This is a genomic window from Alphaproteobacteria bacterium, assembly GCA_017302575.1.
In the GTDB taxonomy this organism is placed as follows: domain Bacteria; phylum Pseudomonadota; class Alphaproteobacteria; order Rickettsiales; family UBA3002; genus JAFLDD01.
This window is the reverse complement of the sequence record JAFLDD010000001.1, coordinates 1,798,976-1,824,074: the sequence shown is the minus strand read 5'-3', so window position 1 is coordinate 1,824,074 and position 25,099 is coordinate 1,798,976. Positions and strand designations below refer to the sequence as shown.

The following is a 25,099-nucleotide window of genomic DNA, read 5'->3' as shown; positions in this document are numbered from 1 at the left end:
TCAACTCTAAAATCATCAGTGTAAAGCAAGTCTGCTTTGCACTGCATGTGAGGGATCGTCAAATCCCTGCGCAAAATTGTTAAATCAATGGAGCAATTAGTAACACTTAGCTGCACTCCTTACGGAGCTTCCACATGTGTCCTATCAACGTGATGGTCTATCACGGCTCTCATAGGGAAATCTTGTTTCGAGGTAGGTTTCACGCTTAGATGCTTTCAGCGTTTATCCCGTCCATACATAGCTACCCAGCTGCGCTCTTGGCAGAACGACTGGTACACCAGAGGTATGTCCAACCCGGTCCTCTCGTACTAAGGTCAGATCCTCTCAAATTTCCTACACCCATGGCAGATAGGGACCGAACTGTCTCACGACGTTCTAAACCCAGCTCACGTACCACTTTAAATGGCGAACAGCCATACCCTTGGGACCTTCTCCAGCCCCAGGATGTGATGAGCCGACATCGAGGTGCCAAACCTTGCCGTCGATATGGACTCTTGGGCAAGATCAGCCTGTTATCCCCGGCGTACCTTTTATCCGTTGAGCGATGGCCCTTCCACTTGGAACCACCGGATCACTAGGACCTACTTTCGTATCTGTTTCAGCTGTCACTGTCACAGTCAGGCAAGCTTATGCCCTTACACTCTAGAGGACGATTTCCGACCGTCCTGAGCTTACCATCGCGCGCCTCCGTTACTCTTTGGGAGGCGACCGCCCCAGTCAAACTGCCCATCATACATAGTCCCAGACCGCGATGAGCGGTCTTGGTTAGATATCAAGCTACGTCAGGGTGGTATTTCAAGGGTGACTCCACTCGAGCTGGCGCCCAAGCTTCAAAGTCTCCCACCTATCCTACACAGACGATGCCTAATACCGATGTAAAATTGCAGTAAAGGTGCACGGGGTCTTTCCGTCTAACCACGGGTACTCCGCATCTTCACGGAGAATTCAATTTCGCTGAGTTGATGCTGGAGACAGTGGGGAGATCGTTACGCCATTCATGCGGGTCGGAACTTACCCGACAAGGAATTTCGCTACCTTAGGACCGTTATAGTTACGGCCGCCGTTTACTGGGGCTTCATTTCAGAGCTTGCACTCCTCGACTTAACCTTCCAGCACCGGGCAGGCGTCAGACCCTATACGTCGGCTTGAGAGCCTTCGCAGAGCCCTGTGTTTTAAATAAACAGTCGCCACCCCCTGGCTTGTGCCGCCCATTCATACTTGCGTACAGATGGGCCACGCTTATCCCGAAGTTACGCGTGCAATTTGCCTAGTTCCTTCAGCATCATTCTCTCAAGCACCTTGGTATACTCTACCTTCCCACCTGTGTCGGTTTCGGGTACGGTTTTATGTTGGAGCTATTTCCTGGCACCGCTTCATCGCCCCTCCAATCCAATAAGGAGGAACAATTTACGCAATGCGTCACTACCAACTAGCCCACGAATATTAACGTGGTTCCCATCGACTACGCGTTTCCGCCTCGCCTTAGGGGCCGGCTAACCCTGCTCTGATTAACATAATGCAGGAACCCTTGGGATTTCGGTGACAGAGTCTCTCACTCTGTTTGTCGCTACTCATGTCAGCATTCGCACTTCTGATACCTCCACCATCCCTGACAGGCTGGCTTCGCAGGCTTACAGAACGCTCCGCTACCACGTGCAATAAATTGCACATTCTAAGCTTCGGTACGAGATTTAATCCCCGGTACATTTTCGCCGCAAGATAGCTTAATTAGACCAGTGAGCTGTTACGCTTTCTTTAAAGGATGGCTGCTTCTAAGCCAACCTCCTGGTTGTTATGGCCGTCTCACATGCTTCCCAACTTAATCTCGATTTGGGGACCTTAGCTGTAGATCTGGGTTGTTTCCCTCTCGACTACGGCAGTTAGCTGTCGCAGTCTGTCTCCTGGATAGTACTCATCGGTATTCGGAGTTTGGTTAGGTTTGGTAAGTCTTTGGGACCCCCTAGCCCATCCAGTGCTCTACCCCCGATGGTATTCGTCCAAGGCACTACCTAAATAGTTTTCGCGGAGAACCAGCTATAACGAAGTTTGATTGGCCTTTCACCCCTAACCACAGTTCATCCGCCACCTTTTCAACGGTGGTCGGTTCGGTCCTCCAGCTGGTGTTACCCAACCTTCAACCTGACCATGGCTAGATCACCTCGTTTCGGGTCTAATACATGCAACTTGTCGCCCTATTCAGACTCGCTTTCGCTACGCCTACACCTATCGGCTTAAGCTTGCTGCATACATTAAGTCGCTGACCCATTATACAAGAGGTACGCCGTCACCCCACCACCAAATAGTTGGCTGTGGCTCTGTGGTTTTTCACGTTACGCACATACTCATTGAACACTCAATCAGCATTGCATCACGTTGTTCTATAGTAACTCGCTAAACCATCCGCTGTGGATAACTTCGTCATTTAGGGACAAAGCATCCTGTCCCTCATTTGCACTTTTCACGAAAGATTCGCTTAAGTCGAATAAGGGGTCTGCGCACTTCACTAAAAATGCACATTTGGGGGTTGGTATAGCAAGCACATATAACCACATTCAAAAGCCCACCACTTGGTAGTGGGGCTCCGACTGCTTGTAAGCATTCAGTTTCAGGGACTATTTCACTCCCCTCGTCGGGGTGCTTTTCACCTTTCCATCACTGTACTTGTTCACTATCGGTCGATAAGGAGTACTTAGGCTTGGATCGTGGTCGACCCATGTTCAGACAGGATTTCTCGTGTCCCGCCTTACTCAAGGAAGAATGTTAGATTACTCGTACGGGGCTATCACCCGCTATGGCCCAACTTTCCAGAAGGTTCCGATTGTTTCACATTCAACACTGGCCTGGTCCGCGTTCGCTCGTCACTACTAACGGAGTCTCAATTGATGTCCTTTCCTCCGGCTACTGAGATATTTCAATTCGCCGGGTTTGCTTAAATATCCTATGTATTCAGATATTTATACCTCGTTTTATACCCGCTTCACGGCACAGCAGTTACCTGCTGGGCTTGAAATGGATATAGAGGTGGGTTGCCCCATTCAGAAATCTCCGGATCAAAGTTCCTTCACAACTCCCCGAAGCTTATCGCAGTGTAGCACGTCTTTCATCGCCTCTTATCGCCAAGGCATTCACTAAATGCTCTTGTCATATTTAACTGATTCTAAAATTTAATTTTAGATCTTTATTAGCGCTTGAGATTATCTGATGCACCTCACACACAGAACAAAACAGGCTTTCATCGTAATAGCCTTGCTCGGTTAGTGAGCTAAGAAGCTGCGGATCTTACCCGCGTATACTTCGCACTCGGCCGAGAGTGGCATAAATGAAGCTATTAGGTCTGAGGTTTCGGTGAACTAATAATCAGCATCAACGTCTTTATGGTCGTCACTCGAAATGACTAGTCGCTTCGTGCAAGCTCTCGGTTAGACAATGAGGCATGCATGGCTCGAAGCAACACACATAAAGCGCGTTGTAGATACCTATTCACTTTTTCATTCAGCAGTCGCTGCGATTCTCTCATTGGCTTGAAAGGCGCAGCGCGAACTTCCGAGACTTGCGTCCAGAAGGGAGTGGCGTTCTAGACATTGGACCCACTCCTGTCAACAGTCATTTTATCTTTTTTTCACTTTCTTCATAGAACCGTCATATGGGCCTGTGGATAACTGATGCGCAGAAGCCATGATTATAAGGTTTTCTGCGACTTTGGCGGGCACTGCACTAGAAACCCTATTCCTCGAAGACTATATGGCTATAGACTACCGATGAACCAACCACAGGAGACGTACGATGAAACTACATTACGCATTACTCGCTAGCACGCTTTTACTCAGCGCATGCGGTGATACGAGAGAAGACCGTGCGGCAACGGGCGCACTCGCTGGCGCGGCGGCGGGCGCCGTTGTTGGGGCTACTGTGCACTCACCTGTCACCGGCGCAGCGATTGGCGCAGGCGTAGGCGGCACGATCGGCGCATTGACCGACAAGGCCGATATTGATCTGGGTAAGCCAATCTGGCGTAACTGGTAGCGCGCTATAGCCAGCCCAGCACCAGCGCAATCAACGTATCAATAATCAACGTCAGCAAATAGAGCGCGATAGCGCTGAGTATCAGACCGAGCGTCACGGCAAGCCCGTCTTTTTCGACAATGCCCAACGCGATGATGGCGATACAAACCGCGGGTAGAAAATTGAGAAACGGCATGGGCAACGCCAGAATAATCGCCATGATCATCAGCACGCAGCCAATGAAACGCTCGTGGCGCTCAAAAAAACTATAGCGACGTTCTTTGATGAGCATCTCGCACCAGCGAAGTGCTGGAACTAGTAGGCGAAGGATTCTGGTGAATCCAGCGACGGGGATATGCTTCGCACGCAAGGGCGCTGGTAAGACCACACTTTGCTTACCCAATGCCATTTCCATCGCGATGATGAAAATGGGCAAACCCGTCACCGCTGAAACGCCTGGCACACTAAAAATGGGAATACAGTTAGGCAGCACGAAGAGTAGGATGACCAGCCCCATGCCACGATCGGCCAGACGGTCAAACAGCGTACCAATGGCAATCGCTTCGCCGCGCTGCTCCTGCGCAATCTGCTCTAACAGCGCCGAAGTGCGCATGGCAATTAAGCACTCTTGCGCGTTTTATAGAGCGAGTACAAGACACCTGCGGCGAGCAATCCAACCGTTACTCCCAAAGAGATAGATGGCGGGAATTTGTTGAACCCCATGAGATCGGCGATAAACACCTTCGAGCCAATAAATACCAATACCAGCGACAGCGCGTATTTGAGATAATGGAAGCGATGAATCACCGCATCCAGCGCAAAGTAAAGCGCGCGTAGACCCAAAATCGCAAAGATATTGCTAGTATAGACAATATACGGATCGGTGGTGATCGCAAAAATAGCCGGCACCGAATCAACGGCAAATACCAAATCGGTCAGCTCTACCATTATCAACGCTACCATGAGCGGCGTCATATAGCGTGCGTATTTGCCGGTATTCTCATCATACTTACTCACGAAGAACTTCTGCCCTTCAATCTCCTTGGTCACGCGGAAATGGCGTGAAATCCACTTAAGCAGCTTACTCTCGCCCATCTCGTGCTTCTCAGAAGCAAAGAGCATCTTAATACCCGTGAAGATAAGAAACGCGGCGAAAATATACAGCACCCACTCAACTTCTTTGACGAGCGTCGCACCCACGCCAATCATGATAGCACGCAAGACAATCACCCCTAAAATACCCCAGAACAGCACGCGATGCTGGTATTTACGCGGAATTGCCAGATGGGTAAAAATCAACGAAATGACGAAGATATTATCCATCGAAAGTGTTTTTTCGATGAGGAAGCCCGTGAAATATTCCTTGCCCGAATCAGCACCTAGCTGATGCCACACGAATAAACCAAAAAGCAATCCGATACAGATATACATGGCGCTGCTTACAAGGCTATCACGTACACCGATTTCCTTTTGTTTACGGTGGAATACGCCTAAATCAAGAACTAGCAAAAATAATACTATGCCCAAAAACGCGGCCCACATCCATAACGGCTTATCCATGCGAAACTTCCTTTTCTATGTTGGAAGTTTCTTAGCAGTCAGCCATAGAAAGTCACGCGCTATTCTCTGTGTTGGCTGGTAATGGAGCGCGCTGCCTGCTCAAGCGCTTCGGCGCGCAAACGCGGAGTACGCTCTATTAAATGACCACGCGGCCCAACAAATGATTTTGAGGCTACTTCATTCAATTCTTTGAGTATTGTCACCCAGCCCTCTACTTCGCTCACAAAGTCATTGGCATTGGCATGGATGAGCGGTTGCGGATTATGGCACGCAATAGCGTCGCTTAGAGACTGCCTAATGTCTTTAGCGAGTGGGGCTGCACGGTACCCTATGGCAAGAGAAGCTTGCGCGTACATAACGCTAAGTTCTTCCAAACACTCCATGACTTCAGGGTTATCGTGCCGCCAATAAGCGCTTGGGTGTTTGCACCGCAATGCTTTATCAAGCTCCGAAAAACCAAAGCTATTCTGGCTCAAACGCAGGACTTCATCCAGCCGCTTGCGCAACCCATCCATCAGTTCTTTTGGCACTACATCTTGCGAAGTCATTAGATTTTACCCATCTATTGGATTAGAATTAACACCCCGATATGACAATTTCATGTCGATTTTGAATATAAATAACCACTACAGAAATTTACGTTTTAGTAACACCCCATTAACGGAAGCTTAGGAATTCTATGAGAAACTGGGATTGTACGGAAAAGATGTTTCATCCGATTCGTATGGGTGCCGAAGGTGGGAATGCCAACGGTAACGCCGAAGCAGATGGTGAATTGCTACTCGCCCCTGCCAAGGTGAAACCAAAACGCCCTCCCATGTACAAGGTGATCCTGCTGAATGATGACTATACACCGATGGAATTCGTGGTGACGGTAATTGAGCATATCTTCCGCCGCTCCCACACCGAAGCAGTCGAGTTAATGCTTCAGGTCCATCACAAAGGCGCTGCCGTGGTTGGTATCTACACCCGCGACGTCGCCGAGACCAAGGTGGAACAAGTCGTCGAGTATGCACGGATCAACGAGTACCCCCTTCAATGCACTCTGGAGCAACAGGAAGACTAAACAAAAGAAAGTACAACACGTATGTTGTCGAAGAACTTAGAAACCACTCTGCACAAAGCCCTCGCACTGGCTAAGCACCACCGCCATGAATATGCAACGCTTGAGCACTTGCTGCTCGCGCTCACCGAAGACGCAGACGCTATGCCCGTATTACGCGGCGTGGGCGTAAACCTTGATGGTCTGCGCTCGGCTTTGCTTGAATTCGTTGAACAAGACTTAGCGTCGCTGGTCGTTGACCATGTCGATGAAGCACGCCCAACCGCTGGTTTCCAGCGCGTAGTGCACCGTGCTGCCATCCATGTACAATCGGCTGGCAAACATGAAGTGAATGGTGCGAACGTACTCGTTGCCATGTTCTCGGAACGCGAATCACACGCCGTGTTCTTCCTGCAGGAACAGGAAGTGAACCGCCTTGATGTGGTGAACTACATTTCGCATGGCATCGTGAAATATGGTGACCTGCGCCAGATTGCGACGAATCAATCATCGCAGAACGAGCATCAAGAAGAAGAGATGGATGACGGCTCGATTCGTTACAGCCAAAAACAAGCCAAGGAAGAAGAGTCGAAAGACCCCCTCACCTTGTACTGCCAGAACCTCAATAAAAAGGCGCAGTCGGGTAAAACCGATATTCTCATCGGTCGCGAAAAAGAGATTGAGCGCACCGTGCAGATTCTCTGCCGCCGCACCAAGAACAACCCGCTACTCGTGGGTGAAGCAGGCGTGGGTAAGACCGCAATTGCCGAAGGCCTCGCCCTGCGCATTACGCGTGGCGAAGTACCTGCCGTGCTTAAAAACGCCGTTATCTTCTCGCTCGATATGGGTTCGCTGCTCGCGGGTACACGTTACCGCGGCGACTTCGAAGAGCGCATGAAAGCCGTGATTAAATCGATTGAGAAGCTACCCGGTGCGATCCTGTTCATCGATGAGATTCATACCATCATCGGCGCAGGTTCGACCTCGGGTGGCGCGCTTGATGCGTGCAACCTGCTCAAGCCCGCCCTTGCGCGCGGCAGCTTGAAATGCGTGGGTTCAACCACCTTCAAAGAATACAACCAGACCATCGAGAAAGACCGTGCCCTCGCGCGTCGCTTCCAGAAAATCGATGTGATGGAACCTACCGTTGAAGACAGCATCAAAATCCTTCGCGGCCTGAAACCCTATTACGAAGAGCACCATAATGTGCGCTTCCTGCCTGCAGCAATCGAAGCAGCGGTGGAGCTTTCACAACGTTACATTCATGACCGTAAATTGCCCGATAAGGCCATCGACGTGATCGACGAAGCAGGTGCCGCACAAATGTTGCTGCCTGCGAACAAACGCAAGAAAACCATCACCGTAAAAGAGATCGAAGACGTGATTTCGAAAATGGCGCGTATGCCATCCAAGACCGTCACGATGGACGATGCCGAGGCACTCAAGAATCTCGAGAAGAATCTAAAACTGACCGTATTCGGCCAAGACCGTGCAATCGACGAAGTGTCGGCTGCCGTGAAAATGGCACGTGCGGGTCTGCGTGAAGAAACCAAACCAATGGGTGCGTACTTATTTACCGGCCCAACGGGTGTGGGCAAAACCGAAGTGGCCAACCAGCTTGCTAAAACGCTGGGCATGGAGCTCGTGCGCTTTGATATGTCCGAGTATATGGAGAAACATTCGGTGAGCGCGCTCATCGGTGCCCCTCCAGGTTATGTGGGTTACGAACAAGGCGGCCAGTTGACCGACGCGGTCGATAAAACCCCCTACTCCGTGGTGCTGCTCGACGAGATCGAGAAAGCCCACCCCGATGTATTCAATATCCTGCTGCAAGTGATGGATTATGGTCGCCTGACCGACCAGAACGGCAAGGTCGTGAACTTCCGCAACACCATCATCATCATGACTAGTAACGCTGGCGCATCGGACGCGGCGCGTAATGCGATTGGCTTTGGTGCCAGCACACGTGGTGACGAAGAAGTGAAGAGCACGGTAAGCCGTCTATTCACTCCCGAATTCCGCAACCGCTTGGATGCGATTATCGGCTTCGACCACCTGAATAAAGACGTGGTGAAGCACGTAGTGAGCAAGTTTATTTACAGTCTGGAATCACAACTTTCAGAACGCAACATCACCATCTCGCTTACGGAAGCTGCGACCGACTGGTTGGCGGAAAAAGGCTACGATAAGTCCATGGGCGCGCGCCCACTGGGTCGCTTGATTGCCGATAAAATCAAGAAGCCACTGGCCAACGAAGTGCTCTTCGGCAAGCTGTCTAAAGGTGGTTCGGTGAAAATCGGCATCAAGGACGATGAAGTTACCTTCACGTTCGGTGCAGCAAAGAAAGCTGCAAAGAAAGCTGAAGAGGACGATGGCGAGCTGGTAAGCTAGATGGCTTGGACTGGTAGAACACCTCGCACTTCCATGACGCCTATTGATGTGCAACTGAACGATGTTGCCGGTAGAATCAACTCGGTAAGATTTGATAATTTATCACATACTGGTGAAATGATAGCGTTTCAAAGCAGCCATCAATTGCACACGGTAATGCCCCCAGACATGTTGCGCAAATATAGCCCCGAAAAAGCATCTTCTCTCTTCAAGGGCATCAGAGATTATAGCGAAATTCCCTGTCTGTCTCTCGTCATTGCGGATAGTGAAGGACTGCCAAATGACCCAAGCAAAGTAACGCCTTACATTAGAGAGAATATTGAGGCGCCACTTGGAGGATTATTAGATCTCATGGGCGTAGATATTAATAGCGCCGCCATTCTTTGTACGCATGTGGCGGATGATTTAGCTGCTGAGAATATGCAGGGTAGATACATTCTGCATATTATGGTGCGCCCAGAAGACCATAATCATTTAATGGCTATCGCTGGACGCTTGGAGCAAGAAATGCTTCAAGTTAAGAGAGAGTCACGACAGATTTAATTTGGCTTTCTTACATTCGCTGTCATTATACCTGCATGGCATTCCAACATAATGTTTGTAAACGCATCATAGTCGTTGCTATTGCTGCAGCATTTACTTCATTTTCTTCTGCAACAATCGCGCAGCAAAGATGGGTTTCCTATAATTCGGGCACCGGCTTCTTTGTCAGCAAAGATGGGCATATTGTCACCAACCGACACGTCGTTGAGAACTGCCTGTCGATTGATGTCACAGGTGCTGTAAATAGCCCAGCAACCTTGGTGGCGCAGGATACAGAAAAAGACATAGCGATTCTAAAAATCCCACGCCCCTCACCTATGGTGGCGCCCCTGCGTTGGAACCTCGAAAGCCTTCGTATAGGCGATAAAGTTTCGATTCTAGGTTATCCGAAGCAAGCGCAAGGAGAGTTGCGCTATAATACCTCCCACATCGTTGCTTTCAGTGGCCTAGAAGGTTATCGCCAATGGGTGCAAATTGCGCCCGTTGCCGAGCAAGGCAATAGCGGTGGCGCGCTTTTAGATAATACTGGAAATGTCATTGGAATTGTCACTGGCAAGCTCTTGGTCGACACAGATGGCCGTTATGATTTGCCCGCAGGACGCCATAACACCGCAGATGTCGCGATACCGCTCTCACAGCTCAAAAACTTTCTTGATCGCAACACCGTACGTTACTACGAATCCGCTAGCGGTTTGGTGCAATATGCCGATACGCGGGTAAGTGACATGGCACGTAACTTCACCGTCAATGTGCGCTGCATCACGAGTATTAAATAGCGATAGTTTTTAATCCCGTTATTCGAGATTCAGTAGAATCGAGTCAGCCATGAGCCCGCAAAGCGGCGCGCAGGACTAGTCAGCATGACGATGTCCGAAGCATTAAAACCTACTGCGCTTCGTTGGGGAAGAAATTCCCAGGCAGCGCCAAGTGCGACCCCTTGAGCATCAAAATCGCAATACGTCGATTCTTTGGATTGCGCGGATCTTCTTCATCGAGCGGCTCACGATCAGCCATACCAAGCACTTGCTTCGCACGCTCAAATTCCATGCCTTGGCTTAGCAGATAACGGCGCGCCGAATTCGCACGATCTGCCGAAAGTTCCCAGTTGGTGTAATTGGGATTTTTATTATCAAGCGGCGATGCATCCGTATGCCCCGTAATGGTCATGTAGTTCGGCATTTTCTTGATGATGGGCAGCATGCGCGCCAAAATCGCTTGCCCTTCAGGGGTAATGTCTGAAGTGCCAGGCACAAACATTGGGTGCTTATCGGAATCAACAATATCAATACGCAGACCATCAGGTGTCATCACCGTGAAGACATTCTCTGCATATTGCGCGGTATCTTGCATCGCTTTCTCGACACTCGATTGCGCCTGTTCAAATAACGCTGCCTCTGCTTGCGCATCATCAACGGCAGGCTTCGGCTCATCAGGCACCACGCCTGTTGGAGTTGCACCCGTTACCAGATTAGGCGGCGCAGAATCATTGCTGCGGATACCATCTACCACACTAACCGTAGAGCCGCCCTTAAAGCCAATCCCCATTTGATCTTTCACACCCATCGTTGGTGTGAAGTATTCAGAGATGCCATCCAACGTTGCTTTGGAACTGGACGACAGCAACCACAACAACAGGAAGAATGCCATCATCGCGGTCACGAAATCGGCATAGGCCACTTTCCATGCGCCACCATGGTGCCCATGGCCACCCTTCTTAATCTTCTTGATGATAATCGGGCGCTTCTCTTCGTCTTTTGCCATGGCCTACGCCACTGAGATAGTAGAGAGATGTTCTTCAATTGCCTTGAAGGTAGGCTGGTATTTGGTTGGGATATTGGTGCGGCCAATCTCAACAGAAATTTGCGGTGCGTTGCCGTGTAAATGGCTTACCAATACCGCCTTAATCACCATGTAGAAATAATGCTCCGTATCGCTAATGGCGCCCATTTTCGATGCAAACGGACCCACAAAACAATACGCAACGAATACACCGAGGAAGGTTCCCACCAGCGCGCCACCAATCATCGCACCAAGGATTTCTACGGGCGCATTGATGCTGCCCATGGTTTTGATAACACCAAGTACCGCCGCCACAATACCGAGTGCAGGAATACCGTCCGCCATCGTTTGCACGGCTGCTGCAGGTGCATGCACTTCATGGTGATGCTTCTCCAGCAACTTCTCCATCATATCTTCTACTTGGTGCGGGTCTTCAAAGTTCATGGTCATCATGCGCAGCGTGTCGCAGATAAAATCGAGCGCGAAATGGTCGTGCATAATTTTGGGGTATTGATTAAAAATAGCGGATTGCTCAGGGTTCTCGATATGCTGCTCAAGCGCAATCATACCCTTGGAACGCACGGTTTTGAGGATCGCAAATAACAGCGAAAGTAGATCTTTATAATCTTGGTCGGTCCATTTTGGCTTACCGAAAACTTTCTTCACACCCTTGAGCGATGCCTTCACCACTTCTGTTTTATTCGCGATGATAAAAGCGCCGATAGCGGAACCCAAAATAGTGGCCGCCTCATGCGGCAAGGCGTGCATCACGATTTCCATATTGCCGCCCACGGCAATATAGGTACCAAACACGCAGACAAGGATGATGACGATACCGATAATTGGAAGCATGGACGCGTATACTCACTTCAGTGAATCGTGCGGAGTGTATCGCGTTTACACCCCATCGCCAAATCAAACTTCTGCTTTTGCTTTATATTGTCGCCACCTGTTGCATTGGGAGCACGTAGCAATTATAGTCAAATCATGCGTGGTTTTTCTCTTGTCGAACTCTCTATTGTCCTTGTGATTCTTGGCCTTCTGACAGGCGGTATCTTGGCTGGCCAATCGCTCATCCGCGCCTCTGAACTGCGCGCGGTAAGCACCGAATATCAACGCTATGTCGCCGCCACTCAAACCTTCCGTGATAAGTACTTCGCAATCCCAGGCGACTTCAACAGCGCCACGAGATTCTGGCAACGCATGACCAACACCGCCGATTGCATCACTAATTCCAGTGCTGCTGTTAATAGCGCTGGAAGCTGCGATGGTGATGGCGATGCAACGTTTGATGGTAGCGCTGCCAACCAATCCACCGAAGCATTCCAATATTGGCGTCAGCTTGCATTGGCAGGCTTAGTAGAGGGAACGTACTCTGGTCTTTCTGGTGGCGCGGCATCGGGTCATGTTGTTGCGACAAACGCACCAAAATCCAAGTTTGGCCAGTCTTATTGGAGTGTCGGCACCTATTCTAGCCTATCTGGCCATGCCTCTATATTTGATAGAACGGGGACAGGGCAATTATTCCAATTTGGCGGTCTGCATGCTAGTGCAGGCAATCGTGTGACCGTTTTTAAACCCGAAGAAGCTTGGAATATCGACAGCAAAATGGATGACGGGCGGCCTGCTGTCGGTAAGTTTCGTGTCCGCACCAATGAAGACACTTACGTGATTTCAGATTGCACCACTGCAGCAACTACAGCTGATTTGAATGCCAATTATGCACTAAGCCGTACAGATGTAACCTGCACCGCATTATTAATGGACCCATTCTAAACGTATAAATCGGGCATCTCGATGATGCGTGAAAGCGCCGTCAACGCATCTTCCACTTCGGTGATGAGTTTTGGGTCACGCAGATCATCAAACGAGAGTCTATCGCGATAAAATTGCTGCACCCATTGCCGCAGCATTTTATAGCGCTCTTCGGTCAGAATAATTCCCTGATGCATTGCTTGTGATTCCTCTTCCGTCATCACCACACGAAGACGCAGACACGCAGGACCACCGCCGTTTCGCATCGATTCGCGCACATCGATATAATGCACATTCGAAATCAATTTATTACCACTTTCAAGTGCAGCAAAAACGGCATGTGCTCGCGCATGTTCTTCGCACTCTTTAGGTGCAACAATAACCATCTCGCCCGATGGTAATTCAAGCAGCTGCGAATTGAAAAAATACGTCGCAACACACTCTGGTACGGTAAGCATATCATCGGTGATTTCAACATACTGAAAATCGGGGAGGCGAATCTGTTGTTTAAGTGGTGTTACAAAGGCCTTTTCATGTGCAATCATTAGGCGCGTCGTATTCATTGCGATCACATCGTTGTGGAACACCCCCTGATCAATCACATGCGGGTGTTGCTGAATATGCAGCGCGTGCTTCACGGTTTGCTGGCGCGCAATCGCCTCAAACGCCTGCCTATTCTGGCGCGCAGGAAATTTCTCGGGTCTAATGGAAGAATCTTCTGATATTCCATACACATAGACATGAAGCCCTTCGCTGCCATGCGCACCCGCCACCCTCATATGATTGGCGGCCCCCTCATCGCTGAAGCGAGTGGCATCAGGTAGTGGCTCATGTACGGTGAAAAAACGCTCATTTCCAAAAATTTTGCGAAGCGTTTTGTAGGTAAATGAAGATTCAATTTTGCGATGAAAATTAGAAATTAAATTCGCAGGTGTAAAGTGCAGTTTTCCGTCCGCACAATCGCTAGAAGGCGCTATAGTAGCGGCATTCGCCGCCCACATAAATGCCGACGAGTAGACAGAAGCAAGTAGATCAGGCGCCTGCTTGGCGGCAGTTTCCAGCATGTGGATATCATTGCCAGAAAAACCTAAACTGCGAAGAACTGAGAGTACAGGCCGCGGCTGGGGAGGAAAAAAAGCCTGATTTATGCCAAGAGACGTTACAAACCACATCTTCTCCAGCCCCTGAAGCGCAGCCAGTCTAGGGTTTGAAGGATTATTCGCGTTTTTAGTTGAAGCAACATTGCCATAAGACAACCCGGAGTAATTATGCGTGGGTCCGACCAAACCATCAAACTGCCACTCATATGCAGACATTATAATATCATCCCTGGTGGCAACACATTCGGCAATGCTAATTTATCGAGCTCAACAGATGCTACTGGGTAGGCACAGTAGTCGGCTGAATAGTATCCTGCTGGGCGATGATTCCCAGACAAACCTATCCCTCCGAATGGCCCCGCGCCACTCGCACCAGTCGTTTGTCGGTTGAAATTGACCAAACCAGCTCTGATTTGTGGAGCTATACGGTCAAATACGCTAATATCATCACTAAAAATCGAGGCACTGAGGCCATATTTAGTATTATTAGCCAATTTTATAGCCTCTTCTATATTCGAAACTCGAATTATCTGCAAAATAGGCCCAAAATATTCCTCATCTGGCAGATCTTTGACATTAGTAACATCAATTACAGAAGGGGATAGAAAAGGCATATTTTCTTTCAACTTTTTGCCTCTAAGCAATAGTTTACCGCCTAATTTCTCAAGTGTATCCTGTGCAGATATAATTCTTTCTGCCTCCTTGTTGGATATCAATGGCCCCATAAATGGCTCTGGCGTATCCGTATAGGCGCCAATTTTAAGCTGTTTCGCAGACTGGACTAATAGCTCTACAAAATCCTCTGCTTTTTCCCATTCTATAACTATAAGCCTTCTTGCACATGTACACCTCTGACCAGCGCCTATATAAGAAGATAATAATGTTTCATGGACCGCCGCCTTGAGATCTTCAACCTGATATATAATAAGAGGGTTATTTCCCCCCATCTCCAAAGCAAGTACAACTTCTGGGCGACCAGCGAACTGCTCATGCAACTTTTTGCCAGTTGCGGAGGATCCCGTGAATAACAACCCGTCAATATTCTCTTTTGCTAATGCGATTCCTGTCTCCTTTTCACCCTGAACGAGATTCAGGACACCTTTTGGCAGCCCCGCCTCCTCCCAACGCTTCACACACCACTCTGCCACCATGGGTGTAAGCTCGGAAGGCTTATAAACTATTGTATTTCCAGCTAAAAGTGCTGGCTGAATATGCCCGTTAGGCAAGTGTGCTGGAAAATTATATGGCCCATAGACCGCCATTACCCCATGCGGGCGATGGCGGACAACTGCCCTACCCACTTGAGATTGATTGGTTTTTTCGCCTGTCCGCGCCTGATATGCTTCGCTGGCGTACGTCAATTTGGCAAGCACGGCAGCGACCTCACTTTTACTATCCCAGAGCACTTTTCCCGTCTCCTGAGAGATTAGCACCGCCAACTCATCTTTCCTGCCTTCAATCAATGACTTAAACTTATCCACAATCGCGTAGCGTTCTTCGTACGATTTCGCGCTCCACGCAGGAAATGCTGCCTTTGCGGCCGAAACAGCCTGCGCAACTTCCTTCTCGCCAGCCGCATGCCCATTCCACAAGGTTTCACCCGTCGCAGGATTCATAGAAATGAAGCGGTGACTGCCCGAGTCAACCCATAAGCCATTGATATACTGCATAGTAACCTCAAATAGTAATGTAGCGTACCATGTCACCGACATTCACATTGGCACGCGAAGCAACTCTCGGAGTAATATGGAGCGTTCCATCCCCCGCTTCAACAGCTCGACCGATCGATGCGCGAAATGTTTCGAACTTGTCATTGGTCAGCATGTATTTTTGCGTACCTTCAGGCAGCTCTTTTACTTCTGACACACGCTCGACGCGTGATTCACGCACAGTTTTGATCTGATCACGCTCGACTATCAAAGTCGGTCCGCCATCGAAAATATCCACGTATCCTGTGTGTTTGAAGCCTTGTTTCTCAAGCATCACCTTCGCAGGTTCACTCGCTGCATTCACACGACCAATCACATGCTGCGCCTCTTTCGGCAGCAGGCTCATATAAATGGGATACTTCGGTACAAGGTCATTGATGAACTGATTGCCTTGCGTTGCGTTAATATAGTCAGCCTCAGTAAACGGCAGATTAAAGAAATGCTGCGGCAAAGCGTTATAAAACGGCGCTTGCCCTTCGCTATCATGCACGCCGCGCATCTCGGCAATGACTTGCTCGGAGAAATATTGCTTATGCGCCGCGATGAACATAAAGCGCGCCAATGACAGCATTTTCCCGATGCGATCACGGCGATATTCAGGCTGCAAAAACAGCGCGCCCACTTCAGTGGAACCCGTCAAATCATTGGTCACTTGCAGAATCGTATGCTTAGAAAAAATATCAAGCTGCGTGGATACTTGCGTAATGGTGGTCAGCTTATAGCTATAAAATGGCTGCGTGAGACCGATATGGGATTTGATACCGCACGTGCCCGCAATATGCCCATTCTTATCGGGGTCTTCGAGCACGAAGAAGAAACTCTCCTGCCCCTTCTTCTTAGAGTTATTCGCAAAGCTAGCCACTGATGTTTCTATTTTTTCGCGAAGCACTTCTGCATCAGGCGGAAGGCTCGTCATACCGAATCCAGCTTGCTTGGCGAGAGCCAATACAGCGTCGTGGTCATTCATGGTGGCGGGGCGAAGAAACATAGAACTTCTTTCTAAAGGATTACAAACATATGCACCAGCCCAAGCTGGCATCTACTAGCGCTATGGAGCACTTCTTACTGCCTAATTGCTGGCACAACACACTAAAGCGTCAACGCACCACTTGCCAGCTTCATCATTAGAAGCGCCGACAGCTTTGCACGCTCCGCCAAGCTGTCTAAGTGCACGATTTCTTGGGCTGAGTGAATATGCTCACCCCGCACACCAAGCGTATCGACATTGGCTAAACCATGCTTCCATAAATTATTACCATCGCAACACCCGCCCGAAGGCTTGATGCCAATGGTCATGCCAAGATCACGCCCACATTGCTGCACTAAATCGAAGATCTTCTGATTTTCAGGACTCATCGGCTTGGGGCTACGTGTGAAGAAGCCATGCGGCACAACCCGCACCTCAAACTGCTCTTCAATATCCAGACAGATTTCCTTCACCGCCTCACTCACCCATGCCTCATCTTCGCTGGATTTCGTGCGCACATTGTAATGCAGGATTGCCAAATCAGGCACGACATTCAATGCGCCACCACCATCCATGCGCGCTGGGTTACATGTCACGCCATCGCGTGCTCCATTCAGCCCGAAAATCGCCTGCGTCAACGCGGCGGCAGCGACAATGGCATTGCGCCCGTCTTCAGGATTACGCCCCGCATGCGCAGCACGACCGCGCACAACGATACTAAAATTACCACTTCCCTTGCGCTCTCCAGCGAGCGAGCCATCAGCCATGCAAGGCTCATAGATCAGCCCTACATGCTTGCCGTGAGCGGCTGATTTCAGCAGCCCGTCCGAGCCAATCGAGCCGATTTCCTCATCAGGATTGAGCAGCACCTGCCAGCCAATACGCTCGGCATCTGGATGTTTTTCGAGGGCCTCAAGCGCCTTGAGCATCACCACCAACCCACCCTTTAAGTCTGCAACGCCAGGACCATTCAACACATTCTCTGATAAAAATCGTGGTGTCTGGAACGGGTGCTCAGGGCCATAAACCGTGTCCATATGCCCAACCAATAATATCTGAATCGGCGCATCTGGCCGCTTACGAATACTTAGACATTCCGCAAGCTCAACTTGCGCCTCATTCCCCTGCGCATCGATGCGCATCATCGGCCCGCACGGCAGCACTTCCTGCTCGCCGCCTAGCCACAAAAAATTATCGGCAAGGGCCGCGCGCATCGCCCGCAGGCCGCTCACATTATAGCTACCCGAATTTATCTTCGACCAGCTCTCGGTAAGAAATACCATGTGCTGTTGCTGTGAATCGATCCAATCAAGCTGGGTTTGGATCTGACTATCCATCTCTAGGAAGCCTTGCTTACGAGACTGCTTTTATAATCCAGAAGTCCGTTCCGCATCCGCAACATTCCTTCTTTTACTTCTTCCGTCGTGATGTTCAGTGGCGGTACAAAACGCAGTACATTGGGGCCAGCAACCAGCACTAATGCACCCGCTTTACGCACGGCATCAGCAATCGGATTGCTATTGCCTGCATAGGGCGCCTTCAGCTCAGCACCTATCATCAATCCACGGCCACGCACATCGCTGAACATGTCTAATTCGGCGTTGAGCGACGCCAAAGCCTCGCGAATCATGGCAGATTTTTCTTTAACGTTATCAGCAATTTCCTTTGTGGATAATTTGGTAATCGCCGCCAGCGATACCGCCGACATCACGGGGTTGCCACCATAGGTCGAGCCATGCGCGCCGAACTGGAACGTCTCCGCCGCTTTTTCGCCCACCAGCATCGCGCCTATGGGCATACCACAGCCCAGCGCCTTCGCCCAAGTCACGATATCAGGTATTACGCCGTCTTCGTCACAAGCGAGGAAGCGCCCTGTGCGGAAAATCCCCGCCTGAATCTCATCCATTACCAGCAGCGCACCCACTTTATCGCACAGCGCGCGCAGATGCTTCAAGAAGCCTGGCTTCGCAGGAATAATGCCGCCTTCACCTTGCACGGGCTCCACAAAAATGGCGCAGGTTTTTTCGGTAACCAGCTTCTCAATCGCCGCTTCGTCGTTGAATGGATCGCAATAGACAAAGCCTGGCGGAAGCGGCTCGAATCCTTGCTGATATTTGGGCTGAGCCGTTGCAGTAACGGCCGCCAACGTGCGGCCATGGAAAGACCCCGTGAAGCTGATAATCTCGCGGTGATCAGGCGCACGCCCCTTATCGGCAGCGTATTTGCGCACCAATTTAATAGCCGCTTCATTTGCCTCCGCGCCCGAATTACACAGATAAACACGCTTGCCCCAGCCTGAAAGCTGCACCAATTTTTCTGCCAAACGAATGGGTGGCTCCGTAAAGAACACGTTACTTGTGTGCCAAAGTTTGCGCGATTGTTCGTCGAGCGCTTTGAGTAAGTCAGGGTCCTGATGGCCTAGCGAACACACAGCAATCCCAGCACCAAAATCAATATACTCGTTACCATCCAAATCCCAGATGCGCGAACCCTTGCCACGATCGAGAATCATCTCGCGCGGCTTATAGTTAGCGGTGTAATAGGTCTGGCCTTTTTTAACGAGCTCAGCAGAGAGCGCGCCAAGATTATGCGTATTGGGGGGAAGGGTCATAAGTTACTGCAACGTTGATTGTTGGTATTGGTGTTTCACTACAAACTATTCTAGCGCGCCGCTAGAATTTTTTACACTATGTGTTATAGCACCCTGATGAAAAACACGCATTGTGTGCATCTTATCATTTCCGGTCGTGTTCACGGCGTCGGCTTTCGTGCATTCACGGTCGGGGTTGCTAAGCGCCTCGGTGTCGATGGCTGGGTACGCAATCGCCGCGACGGGACGGTCGAGATAGTCGTTTCGGGCTCGCAACAAACTGTGGATGAAATGCTAGGCGAGTTACACAAAGGACCACTCGCCGCGCGTGTGGACGCAGTGACCATAAATGCCTACCATGAAAAGATACAGCAGGGTTTCAATAGGTTAGAAACCGCTTAATTTAGATGCTCGCTCTAAATATGTCCTCGAAGGAGCGCTGAAGCGCTGCATCGACCTCTTCCATCGACACATCGACGCCTAACGCCTTCATAGACGTCACGCCAAAGGTCGAAATTCCACACGGCACAATACCAGAATAATGTGATAAATCAGGCGCTACATTGATCGCCACCCCATGGCTGGTGACCCATTTCTGGACCCTGACACCTAGTGCCGCGATCTTCGCCTCTGACGCACCATTTTTCACCCAGACACCGATTCTATCGTCTCTAGTAAATCCATTTATATCAAAATGCTTTAGGCAGTCTATAATGAGTTTTTCTAAATCTTTTACATAGGCCCTAAGATCAGGATTTCGTTTATTGAGATCCATGACCATGTAGGCAATACGCTGCCCAGGGCCATGATACGTGTATTGGCCACCCCTTCCCGTCTCGTAAACGGGGAACGCTCCCTTGGCCCCTTGGAGCAAATCTTTGGACTTTGCACTCGTGCCCGCCGTGTAAAGGGGTGGGTGTTCGAGCAGCCAAACCAGCTCCTCCTTATCGCCACGTTGCACCTGCTGAACGCGGCGCTCCATTTCCTGCATGGCGTCGGGGTAGGCAACAGCCTGATGTGAGATTTTCCATTCCATCCCCTTATGCTTAGCAACTCAAAACGCTGGCGCAATCCCCATGACCCCTCAAAACGCAAATTGTTAATAAATGGTTAATTTTTGTTGCGGAAAGGCACGCATCACCGTATAGTGCCGCCGCATTACACCTCACCCTAAAAGGATTCCCTGCCATGACAATCATTACCCAAGTCGGCACCGAAATTAACGACACCCTGTTCGGCGATAATAACCCGCTTAACCAAGATATCATTTACGCACTAGGTGGCAATGACTCGATCGCGGGTAATGCAGGTGATGACCTTATTGCTGCAGATGCAGGCAACGATACCGCTTTTGGCGGGCTTGGTAATGACACGATTTATGGCTGGACGGGCAATGACTCTCTCGCGGGTGACGAGGGCAACGACCGTATTTCCGGCGACGAAGGCGACGACACCATTTACGGCTGGACAGGCAATGACACGCTTTATGGTTGGACAGGCGCCGATTTGATCGCAGGTGATGCTGGTAACGACTTCATTACGGGCGATGCTGGCAATGATACGATTTATGGCGGCACCGAGAATGACAGCATTTATGGCGGCACCGAGAACGATTCCATCACAGGTGACCAAGGTAATGACTATATTGAAGGTGGTGAAGGTACAGACCATCTCGATGGTGGTGAAGGCGCAGACATCTTGATTGGCTGGCACCAAAACGATTCGCTCATTGGCGGCGCTGGCAATGACAGCCTCTATGCAGGCCTTGGCGACGATACCGTCGGCGGCAATGACGGTAACGATATTCTCTCAGGCGAAACAGGCAACGACCAACTCTTTGGTGATACGGGCCTTGATTCTATCTACGGCGATGAAGGCGACGATACCGCCAGTGGTGGCGACGGTGAAGACCTCATCTTCGGCTGGACTGGCAATGACCTGCTCGTTGGCGATAATGGCAATGATACTATCGGTGGCGACGTTGGTAATGACACTGTTCGCGGTGGTGAAGGTGACGACTTCCTAGCAGGCGGCGACGGTGACGACCTCGTCACTGGTGATAACGGCGTTGACCGTATTTACGGCGGCGCAGGTAACGACAACATTCGTGGCGGCGAGGGCAATGATACCATCGCAGGTGAAGCTGGTAACGACAGCATCCTTGGTGAAAATGGCAACGACTTCATCCTCGGTAACGCTGGCAACGACGAAATCAATGGTGGCGAAGGTGATGACTATATCGACGCTGACATTGGGCTCGACACGATTAGCGGCGGAAACGGCAATGACACCATCCAAGGTGGAAGCGGCGATGACTCCATCTCTGGCGGTGCAGGTTTCGATAGTATCGTTGGCGGCACGGGTAGCGATGTCATTCTTGGTGAAGATGGCAACGACACTATTTGGGGCGGCACGGGCAACAACACCATCCAAGGTGGTGCAGGTAACGACCTCATTAACACCTACATTGATGGTTTTGCGAACCGCACGCTAGAATCTACCAATAGCCTTATTAGCGGCGGCGGCGATGCCGACACCTTCCAGTTCAGCTACGTGTTCAACGCAACAGGCAACGGCTCTACCAACGCGAGCGATGCACATGTCATCACTGACTTCAACCTAGCGCAAGACAGGCTGGGTATCGGTCTCTATTTCGATACCAACGCAGGTCTGGCGGGCTTCGAGCAAATCTTGTTCAACAGCGCTGCCATCAGCTCGACATCTGCCACCCTCTATAATGGCATTAACTCGACCCTGATTACCTTGGCAACGCAGGGCGGCTATACCAGCACCATTACGCTGGTGGGTGTCACGCTTGAACAATTTGCGACGATTCAGTTCGCTTAAGCGATTTTATTTACCGCTTAGTAACGAAGTAACGCTATAGTTGGCGGCATATGAACACGTCTGCATCACAGGAAGGCTCCAAAGAGTTTATACGTGCATTACTGCGCGCATCTAAGCCCGTTTTGGCTACTAACCAAGCTGCAGGCACCTACCGACCCAGTGGCGCACCGAAAGGGCGTAGTCCGTTTGTTGTAACCCGTGAGCATGGGGACGGAATTATCCTGACCACAAGCGGCGTGAGCGCTCCAAAATATATGGGCGTGATCGACATTCTAACTGAAGCACTGGGCGCACCCACCAGCGTACAGCACGTAGACGAGATAGGAAAAGCAGTAACTGAAACTAGGGACGTTGCTATCTCAAGCGTCAAGTTTGGTGATGGCTCTCAGCTTTATTGGACTGCTGTCAGTGGTTTTAAGCTCATCCTGCCTAGTCAGGCAGCGTTTGACGCGCTCGCCACGCGATTTACCGAATCTGAAACCTATCATGGGCGCTATTAAATTTCTTCGCTTTAACTGTTGCGCCCACTCGCGTCATTTGCTATGCCCCGCCCTCTACACTACCAGTGTGCGATCATGGCGGAATTGGTAGACGCACTACCTTGAGGTGGTAGCGGGGTGACCCGTGGAAGTTCGAGTCTTCTTGATCGCACCATTCTTTAAGCGCCTTTCGGGGCGTTTTAAGAATGGTATTGGTGCGGCATCACTGCCTGACCATAGGCTATAAACTTCAAGGACAAACCTATCGTCGTACGCACTGCGTTAGATTGAGGCTCAACATGGCGGATAAAGAACAGCAATCCGATAGCGCCGCCAGCGAGCAGTTTGTTCTCGACCCTGAGTTAGGGTTTACCCTTGCCCCCGAATTCGTTGCCGAAGTCATCCTTGCGATTGATCGCGAAGATACCAGTCTCGCTCACGAACTCGTTGCTCCCCTACTTGCGCAAGATCAGGCCGAGCTCTTTGAGCAGCTCTCGCCAGAACAGCGCCGTTGGCTGACCGAGACATTAGCGGCAGAGTTCGATTCAGAAGTATTGGCCGAGCTATCGCCTGAAGTCGTAGAAGACGTCATGGAAACCCTCGGTGCTACCAAATCGGCAGAAGTGATCGCCGAGATGGAAACCGACGACGCCGTACATATTCTTGAGGATCTAACCCCCGAAGAGCAGCAGGAAATTCTCGAGGTCATGCCCGAGGATGTGCGTGAAGAGCTTGAGGAAAGCCTAAACTACCCTGAAGAATCGGCTGGTCGTATGATGCGCAAGGCGCTCGTCGCTGTGCCAAAAGATTGGACCGTAGGCGAAACAATCGACTATCTGCGAGCGCATGATGGTCTACCTAATAATTTTTATGTGATTTACGTAGTCGATGCAGCCTTCAAACCGATTGGCAGGCTGATGCTGGGCACCATGCTGCACCACAAGCGCGATGTAGGGATCGATAGCATCATGACGGACGTTTACGCCGTAGAAGGCACGACCGACCAGGAAGAAATCGCCCACATGTTCCGTAAATATGCGCTGGTCGAAGCACCCGTGGTGAATGCCGATGGCACGCTGATCGGCACCATCACCGTCGATGACGTCGTCGACGTGATTCAAGAAGAAGGCGACGAAGATTACCTCGCCGCAGGGGGTGTGAGCACGCAGGATTTCCAATCCCGTTTGATGGATACGGTGAAAGCGCGTTTTGGCTGGCTGTTTGTGAACCTGTTGACCGCTTTGCTTGCCTCGATGGTCATCGGCCAATTCGAAGACTCGATCGAGAAAATCGTCGCGCTCGCTGTCGTCATGCCGATTGTTGCATCCATGGGCGGCAATACAGGTACGCAGGCGGTCACGGTTGCCGTTCGCGCCATCGCTACCAAGTCCCTGACCGACGCCAATCAGTGGAGCCATATCCGCAAAGAAATGTTCATTGGTCTGCTCAATGGCGTTGCCTTAGGGCTGATTATGGCGCTCGGCGCCTACCTCTGGTTCCATGACGTGATGTTCGCTGCCGTATTGCTGCTTGCCGCCATCGGCACCATGATGATGGCAGGGCTCTTTGGTGCGCTCATCCCCATCACACTGAATCATCGCGGCATTGACCCAGCGATTTCTTCCAGCATCTTCCTCACGACAGTGACGGACTGCGTTGGTTTTTTAAGCTTCTTGGGGCTAGCAACACTCATTTTATTGTAACCATTGTACTGCCGCCTACGAATCCCTAAGTAACACTCAGAAGGCACAACATGCGTTATGTATTTACGGTATTGATTATGTCACTGCTCAGCACCACTACGTCGGCGGCCACCAAAACCGAAACTGCGATTTTTGCGGCGGGGTGTTTTTGGTGTATCGAGCCCCCATTTGATAATGCAGAAGGTGTAGTGAAAACCACCGTGGGCTACACGGGTGGTCATATTGAAAACCCAACCTATGATGATGTCACGAGCAAGAAATCTGGTCATTATGAAGCGATTGAAGTGGTCTATGACCCCGCAGTGATTTCGTACGCGCAGATTCTGGATATCTTCTGGCAGAATATCGATCCCACCGATGCAGGCGGCCAGTTCTATGACCGTGGGCAAAGTTATCAAACCGCGATTTTTATAGCGGATGCCGCGCAAGAAAAAATCGCGCACGCATCGCTAGAGAAAACAGCAAAAGCGATCGGCAAACCGATTGCGACCAAAATTCTTCCTGCCGCACCATTCTACCCTGCAGAAGATTACCATCAGGAATATTATAAGAAAAACAAGCTGCACTATAACGCCTACAAAACAGGTAGCGGGCGTGAAGAGAAAATCAAGAAACTGTGGGAAAAGTAGTCC

At 50.4% G+C, this 25,099-nt stretch carries 22 protein-coding genes, 1 tRNA gene and 1 rRNA gene; 12 read left to right on the top strand and 12 right to left on the bottom strand.

Translation table 11 applies throughout. The features are described 5' to 3' along the window. Positions 1-75 precede the first annotated feature (75 nt). Positions 76-3,153, bottom strand: a 23S ribosomal RNA gene (locus tag J0M34_09280). A 630-nt stretch (positions 3,154-3,783) separates the two neighbouring features. Here J0M34_09280 and J0M34_09275 point away from each other — a divergent pair. After that, positions 3,784-4,023 carry a hypothetical protein gene (locus tag J0M34_09275; protein MBN8544440.1) on the top strand — a complete coding sequence of 80 codons (240 nt, stop codon included), beginning with the start codon at positions 3,784-3,786 and terminating at the stop codon, positions 4,021-4,023. 4 nt (positions 4,024-4,027) lie between these two features. Here J0M34_09275 and J0M34_09270 read toward each other — a convergent pair whose 3' ends face one another. The 3 genes from J0M34_09270 to J0M34_09260 are packed head-to-tail and all read right to left on the bottom strand — an operon-like array spanning position 4,028 to position 6,110. Continuing rightward, positions 4,028-4,615, bottom strand: coding sequence for an exopolysaccharide biosynthesis protein (locus J0M34_09270; GenBank protein ID MBN8544439.1), 588 nt, complete (start codon positions 4,613-4,615; stop codon positions 4,028-4,030). Between the two features lie 5 nt (positions 4,616-4,620). Beyond that, positions 4,621-5,562, bottom strand: coding sequence for a TerC family protein (locus J0M34_09265; GenBank protein ID MBN8544438.1), 942 nt, complete (start codon positions 5,560-5,562; stop codon positions 4,621-4,623). Positions 5,563-5,621: 59 nt separating this feature from the next. Next, entirely contained in the window at positions 5,622-6,110 is a 489-nt protein-coding gene (locus J0M34_09260) for a hypothetical protein (GenBank protein ID MBN8544437.1), read from the bottom strand. Between the two features lie 176 nt (positions 6,111-6,286). Here J0M34_09260 and clpS point away from each other — a divergent pair, with 176 nt between their 5' ends. Genes clpS through J0M34_09240 form a run of 4 tightly spaced genes read left to right on the top strand, consistent with a single transcriptional unit; the run spans position 6,287 to position 10,314 of the window. Continuing rightward, a complete protein-coding gene (gene clpS, locus J0M34_09255) occupies positions 6,287-6,628 on the top strand; it encodes an ATP-dependent Clp protease adapter ClpS (protein ID MBN8544436.1) in 342 nt (113 codons plus the stop codon). A 21-nt stretch (positions 6,629-6,649) separates the two neighbouring features. Next, positions 6,650-8,995, top strand: a complete 2,346-nt coding sequence (gene clpA, locus J0M34_09250) for an ATP-dependent Clp protease ATP-binding subunit ClpA (protein MBN8544435.1) — start codon at positions 6,650-6,652, stop codon at positions 8,993-8,995. 33 nt (positions 8,996-9,028) lie between these two features. Then, complete coding sequence (locus tag J0M34_09245) at positions 9,029-9,538, top strand: hypothetical protein (protein ID MBN8544434.1); 510 nt, start codon at positions 9,029-9,031, stop codon at positions 9,536-9,538. A 35-nt stretch (positions 9,539-9,573) separates the two neighbouring features. Further along, a complete protein-coding gene (locus tag J0M34_09240; GenBank protein MBN8544433.1) occupies positions 9,574-10,314 on the top strand; it encodes a trypsin-like peptidase domain-containing protein in 741 nt (246 codons plus the stop codon). 109 nt (positions 10,315-10,423) lie between these two features. Here J0M34_09240 and J0M34_09235 read toward each other — a convergent pair whose 3' ends face one another. Both J0M34_09235 and motA read right to left on the bottom strand, forming a co-directional pair. Further along, positions 10,424-11,299 (bottom strand): OmpA family protein, encoded by an 876-nt coding sequence (locus tag J0M34_09235; protein ID MBN8544432.1) that lies wholly within the window; start codon positions 11,297-11,299, stop codon positions 10,424-10,426. 3 nt (positions 11,300-11,302) lie between these two features. Then, on the bottom strand, positions 11,303-12,169 hold the full coding sequence (motA, locus tag J0M34_09230) for a flagellar motor stator protein MotA (protein ID MBN8544431.1): 867 nt from the start codon (positions 12,167-12,169) through the stop codon (positions 11,303-11,305). Between the two features lie 135 nt (positions 12,170-12,304). On the opposite strand from motA, the gene J0M34_09225 reads away from it, so the two are divergent. Then, entirely contained in the window at positions 12,305-13,093 is a 789-nt protein-coding gene (locus J0M34_09225) for a prepilin-type N-terminal cleavage/methylation domain-containing protein (GenBank protein MBN8544430.1), read from the top strand. On the opposite strand, the gene J0M34_09220 is transcribed toward J0M34_09225, so the two are convergent. The 5 genes from J0M34_09220 to J0M34_09200 form a co-directional block, all read right to left on the bottom strand. Further along, entirely contained in the window at positions 13,090-14,388 is a 1,299-nt protein-coding gene (locus J0M34_09220; protein MBN8544429.1) for an N-succinylarginine dihydrolase, read from the bottom strand. The genes J0M34_09225 and J0M34_09220 overlap by 4 nt on opposite strands. After that, entirely contained in the window at positions 14,388-15,842 is a 1,455-nt protein-coding gene (astD, locus tag J0M34_09215) for a succinylglutamate-semialdehyde dehydrogenase (protein ID MBN8544428.1), read from the bottom strand. The genes J0M34_09220 and astD overlap by 1 nt, the downstream gene beginning before the upstream one ends. Positions 15,843-15,849: 7 nt before the next feature. After that, the gene (locus J0M34_09210) at positions 15,850-16,869 is read right to left on the bottom strand and encodes an arginine N-succinyltransferase (protein ID MBN8544427.1); all 1,020 of its coding nucleotides are present in this window, start codon (positions 16,867-16,869) and stop codon (positions 15,850-15,852) included. A gap of 101 nt (positions 16,870-16,970) precedes the next feature. Further along, the gene (locus J0M34_09205) at positions 16,971-18,185 is read right to left on the bottom strand and encodes a hydrolase (GenBank protein MBN8544426.1); all 1,215 of its coding nucleotides are present in this window, start codon (positions 18,183-18,185) and stop codon (positions 16,971-16,973) included. Between the two features lie 2 nt (positions 18,186-18,187). After that, complete coding sequence (locus J0M34_09200; protein MBN8544425.1) at positions 18,188-19,459, bottom strand: aspartate aminotransferase family protein; 1,272 nt, start codon at positions 19,457-19,459, stop codon at positions 18,188-18,190. Positions 19,460-19,555: 96 nt separating this feature from the next. Here J0M34_09200 and J0M34_09195 point away from each other — a divergent pair, with 96 nt between their 5' ends. After that, a complete protein-coding gene (locus tag J0M34_09195) occupies positions 19,556-19,840 on the top strand; it encodes an acylphosphatase (protein ID MBN8544424.1) in 285 nt (94 codons plus the stop codon). Between the two features lies 1 nt (position 19,841). Here J0M34_09195 and lipB read toward each other — a convergent pair whose 3' ends face one another. Further along, the gene (gene lipB, locus J0M34_09190) at positions 19,842-20,474 is read right to left on the bottom strand and encodes a lipoyl(octanoyl) transferase LipB (GenBank protein MBN8544423.1); all 633 of its coding nucleotides are present in this window, start codon (positions 20,472-20,474) and stop codon (positions 19,842-19,844) included. A gap of 152 nt (positions 20,475-20,626) precedes the next feature. Between lipB and J0M34_09185 the strand changes: the two genes are divergently transcribed. The 5 genes from J0M34_09185 to msrA all read left to right on the top strand — a co-directional run bounded on the left by J0M34_09185 (position 20,627) and on the right by msrA (position 25,096). Then, entirely contained in the window at positions 20,627-22,285 is a 1,659-nt protein-coding gene (locus tag J0M34_09185; protein MBN8544422.1) for a calcium-binding protein, read from the top strand. Between the two features lie 50 nt (positions 22,286-22,335). Further along, complete coding sequence (locus J0M34_09180; protein MBN8544421.1) at positions 22,336-22,785, top strand: hypothetical protein; 450 nt, start codon at positions 22,336-22,338, stop codon at positions 22,783-22,785. Between the two features lie 69 nt (positions 22,786-22,854). After that, a tRNA-Leu gene (locus tag J0M34_09175) sits at positions 22,855-22,939 on the top strand. A 124-nt stretch (positions 22,940-23,063) separates the two neighbouring features. Next, positions 23,064-24,467: a magnesium transporter gene (mgtE, locus tag J0M34_09170; protein MBN8544420.1), complete on the top strand. Its 1,404-nt coding sequence runs from the start codon at positions 23,064-23,066 to the stop codon at positions 24,465-24,467. A gap of 77 nt (positions 24,468-24,544) precedes the next feature. After that, the gene (gene msrA / locus J0M34_09165) at positions 24,545-25,096 is read left to right on the top strand and encodes a peptide-methionine (S)-S-oxide reductase MsrA (protein MBN8544419.1); all 552 of its coding nucleotides are present in this window, start codon (positions 24,545-24,547) and stop codon (positions 25,094-25,096) included. Positions 25,097-25,099 lie beyond the last annotated feature (3 nt).

Excerpts from the sequence above, each read along its gene's own strand:
- J0M34_09180 (MBN8544421.1), top strand. The coding sequence starts at position 22,336 with ATGAACACGTCTGCATCACAGGAAGGCTCCAAAGAGTTTATACGTGCA.
- lipB (MBN8544423.1), bottom strand. The coding sequence starts at position 20,474 with ATGGAATGGAAAATCTCACATCAGGCTGTTGCCTACCCCGACGCCATG.
- J0M34_09265 (MBN8544438.1), bottom strand. The coding sequence starts at position 5,562 with ATGGATAAGCCGTTATGGATGTGGGCCGCGTTTTTGGGCATAGTATTA.
- clpS (MBN8544436.1), top strand. The coding sequence starts at position 6,287 with ATGGGTGCCGAAGGTGGGAATGCCAACGGTAACGCCGAAGCAGATGGT.
- J0M34_09275 (MBN8544440.1), top strand. The coding sequence starts at position 3,784 with ATGAAACTACATTACGCATTACTCGCTAGCACGCTTTTACTCAGCGCA.
- J0M34_09195 (MBN8544424.1), top strand. The coding sequence starts at position 19,556 with ATGAAAAACACGCATTGTGTGCATCTTATCATTTCCGGTCGTGTTCAC.
- J0M34_09270 (MBN8544439.1), bottom strand. The coding sequence starts at position 4,615 with ATGCGCACTTCGGCGCTGTTAGAGCAGATTGCGCAGGAGCAGCGCGGC.
- J0M34_09235 (MBN8544432.1), bottom strand. The coding sequence starts at position 11,299 with ATGGCAAAAGACGAAGAGAAGCGCCCGATTATCATCAAGAAGATTAAG.
- J0M34_09225 (MBN8544430.1), top strand. The coding sequence starts at position 12,305 with ATGCGTGGTTTTTCTCTTGTCGAACTCTCTATTGTCCTTGTGATTCTT.
- astD (MBN8544428.1), bottom strand. The coding sequence starts at position 15,842 with ATGCAGTATATCAATGGCTTATGGGTTGACTCGGGCAGTCACCGCTTC.
- msrA (MBN8544419.1), top strand. The coding sequence starts at position 24,545 with ATGTCACTGCTCAGCACCACTACGTCGGCGGCCACCAAAACCGAAACT.
- mgtE (MBN8544420.1), top strand. The coding sequence starts at position 23,064 with ATGGCGGATAAAGAACAGCAATCCGATAGCGCCGCCAGCGAGCAGTTT.
- J0M34_09200 (MBN8544425.1), bottom strand. The coding sequence starts at position 19,459 with ATGACCCTTCCCCCCAATACGCATAATCTTGGCGCGCTCTCTGCTGAG.
- J0M34_09210 (MBN8544427.1), bottom strand. The coding sequence starts at position 16,869 with ATGTTTCTTCGCCCCGCCACCATGAATGACCACGACGCTGTATTGGCT.
- J0M34_09245 (MBN8544434.1), top strand. The coding sequence starts at position 9,029 with ATGACGCCTATTGATGTGCAACTGAACGATGTTGCCGGTAGAATCAAC.
- clpA (MBN8544435.1), top strand. The coding sequence starts at position 6,650 with ATGTTGTCGAAGAACTTAGAAACCACTCTGCACAAAGCCCTCGCACTG.
- J0M34_09220 (MBN8544429.1), bottom strand. The coding sequence starts at position 14,388 with ATGTCTGCATATGAGTGGCAGTTTGATGGTTTGGTCGGACCCACGCAT.
- J0M34_09240 (MBN8544433.1), top strand. The coding sequence starts at position 9,574 with ATGGCATTCCAACATAATGTTTGTAAACGCATCATAGTCGTTGCTATT.
- motA (MBN8544431.1), bottom strand. The coding sequence starts at position 12,169 with ATGCTTCCAATTATCGGTATCGTCATCATCCTTGTCTGCGTGTTTGGT.
- J0M34_09260 (MBN8544437.1), bottom strand. The coding sequence starts at position 6,110 with ATGACTTCGCAAGATGTAGTGCCAAAAGAACTGATGGATGGGTTGCGC.
- J0M34_09185 (MBN8544422.1), top strand. The coding sequence starts at position 20,627 with ATGACAATCATTACCCAAGTCGGCACCGAAATTAACGACACCCTGTTC.
- J0M34_09205 (MBN8544426.1), bottom strand. The coding sequence starts at position 18,185 with ATGGATAGTCAGATCCAAACCCAGCTTGATTGGATCGATTCACAGCAA.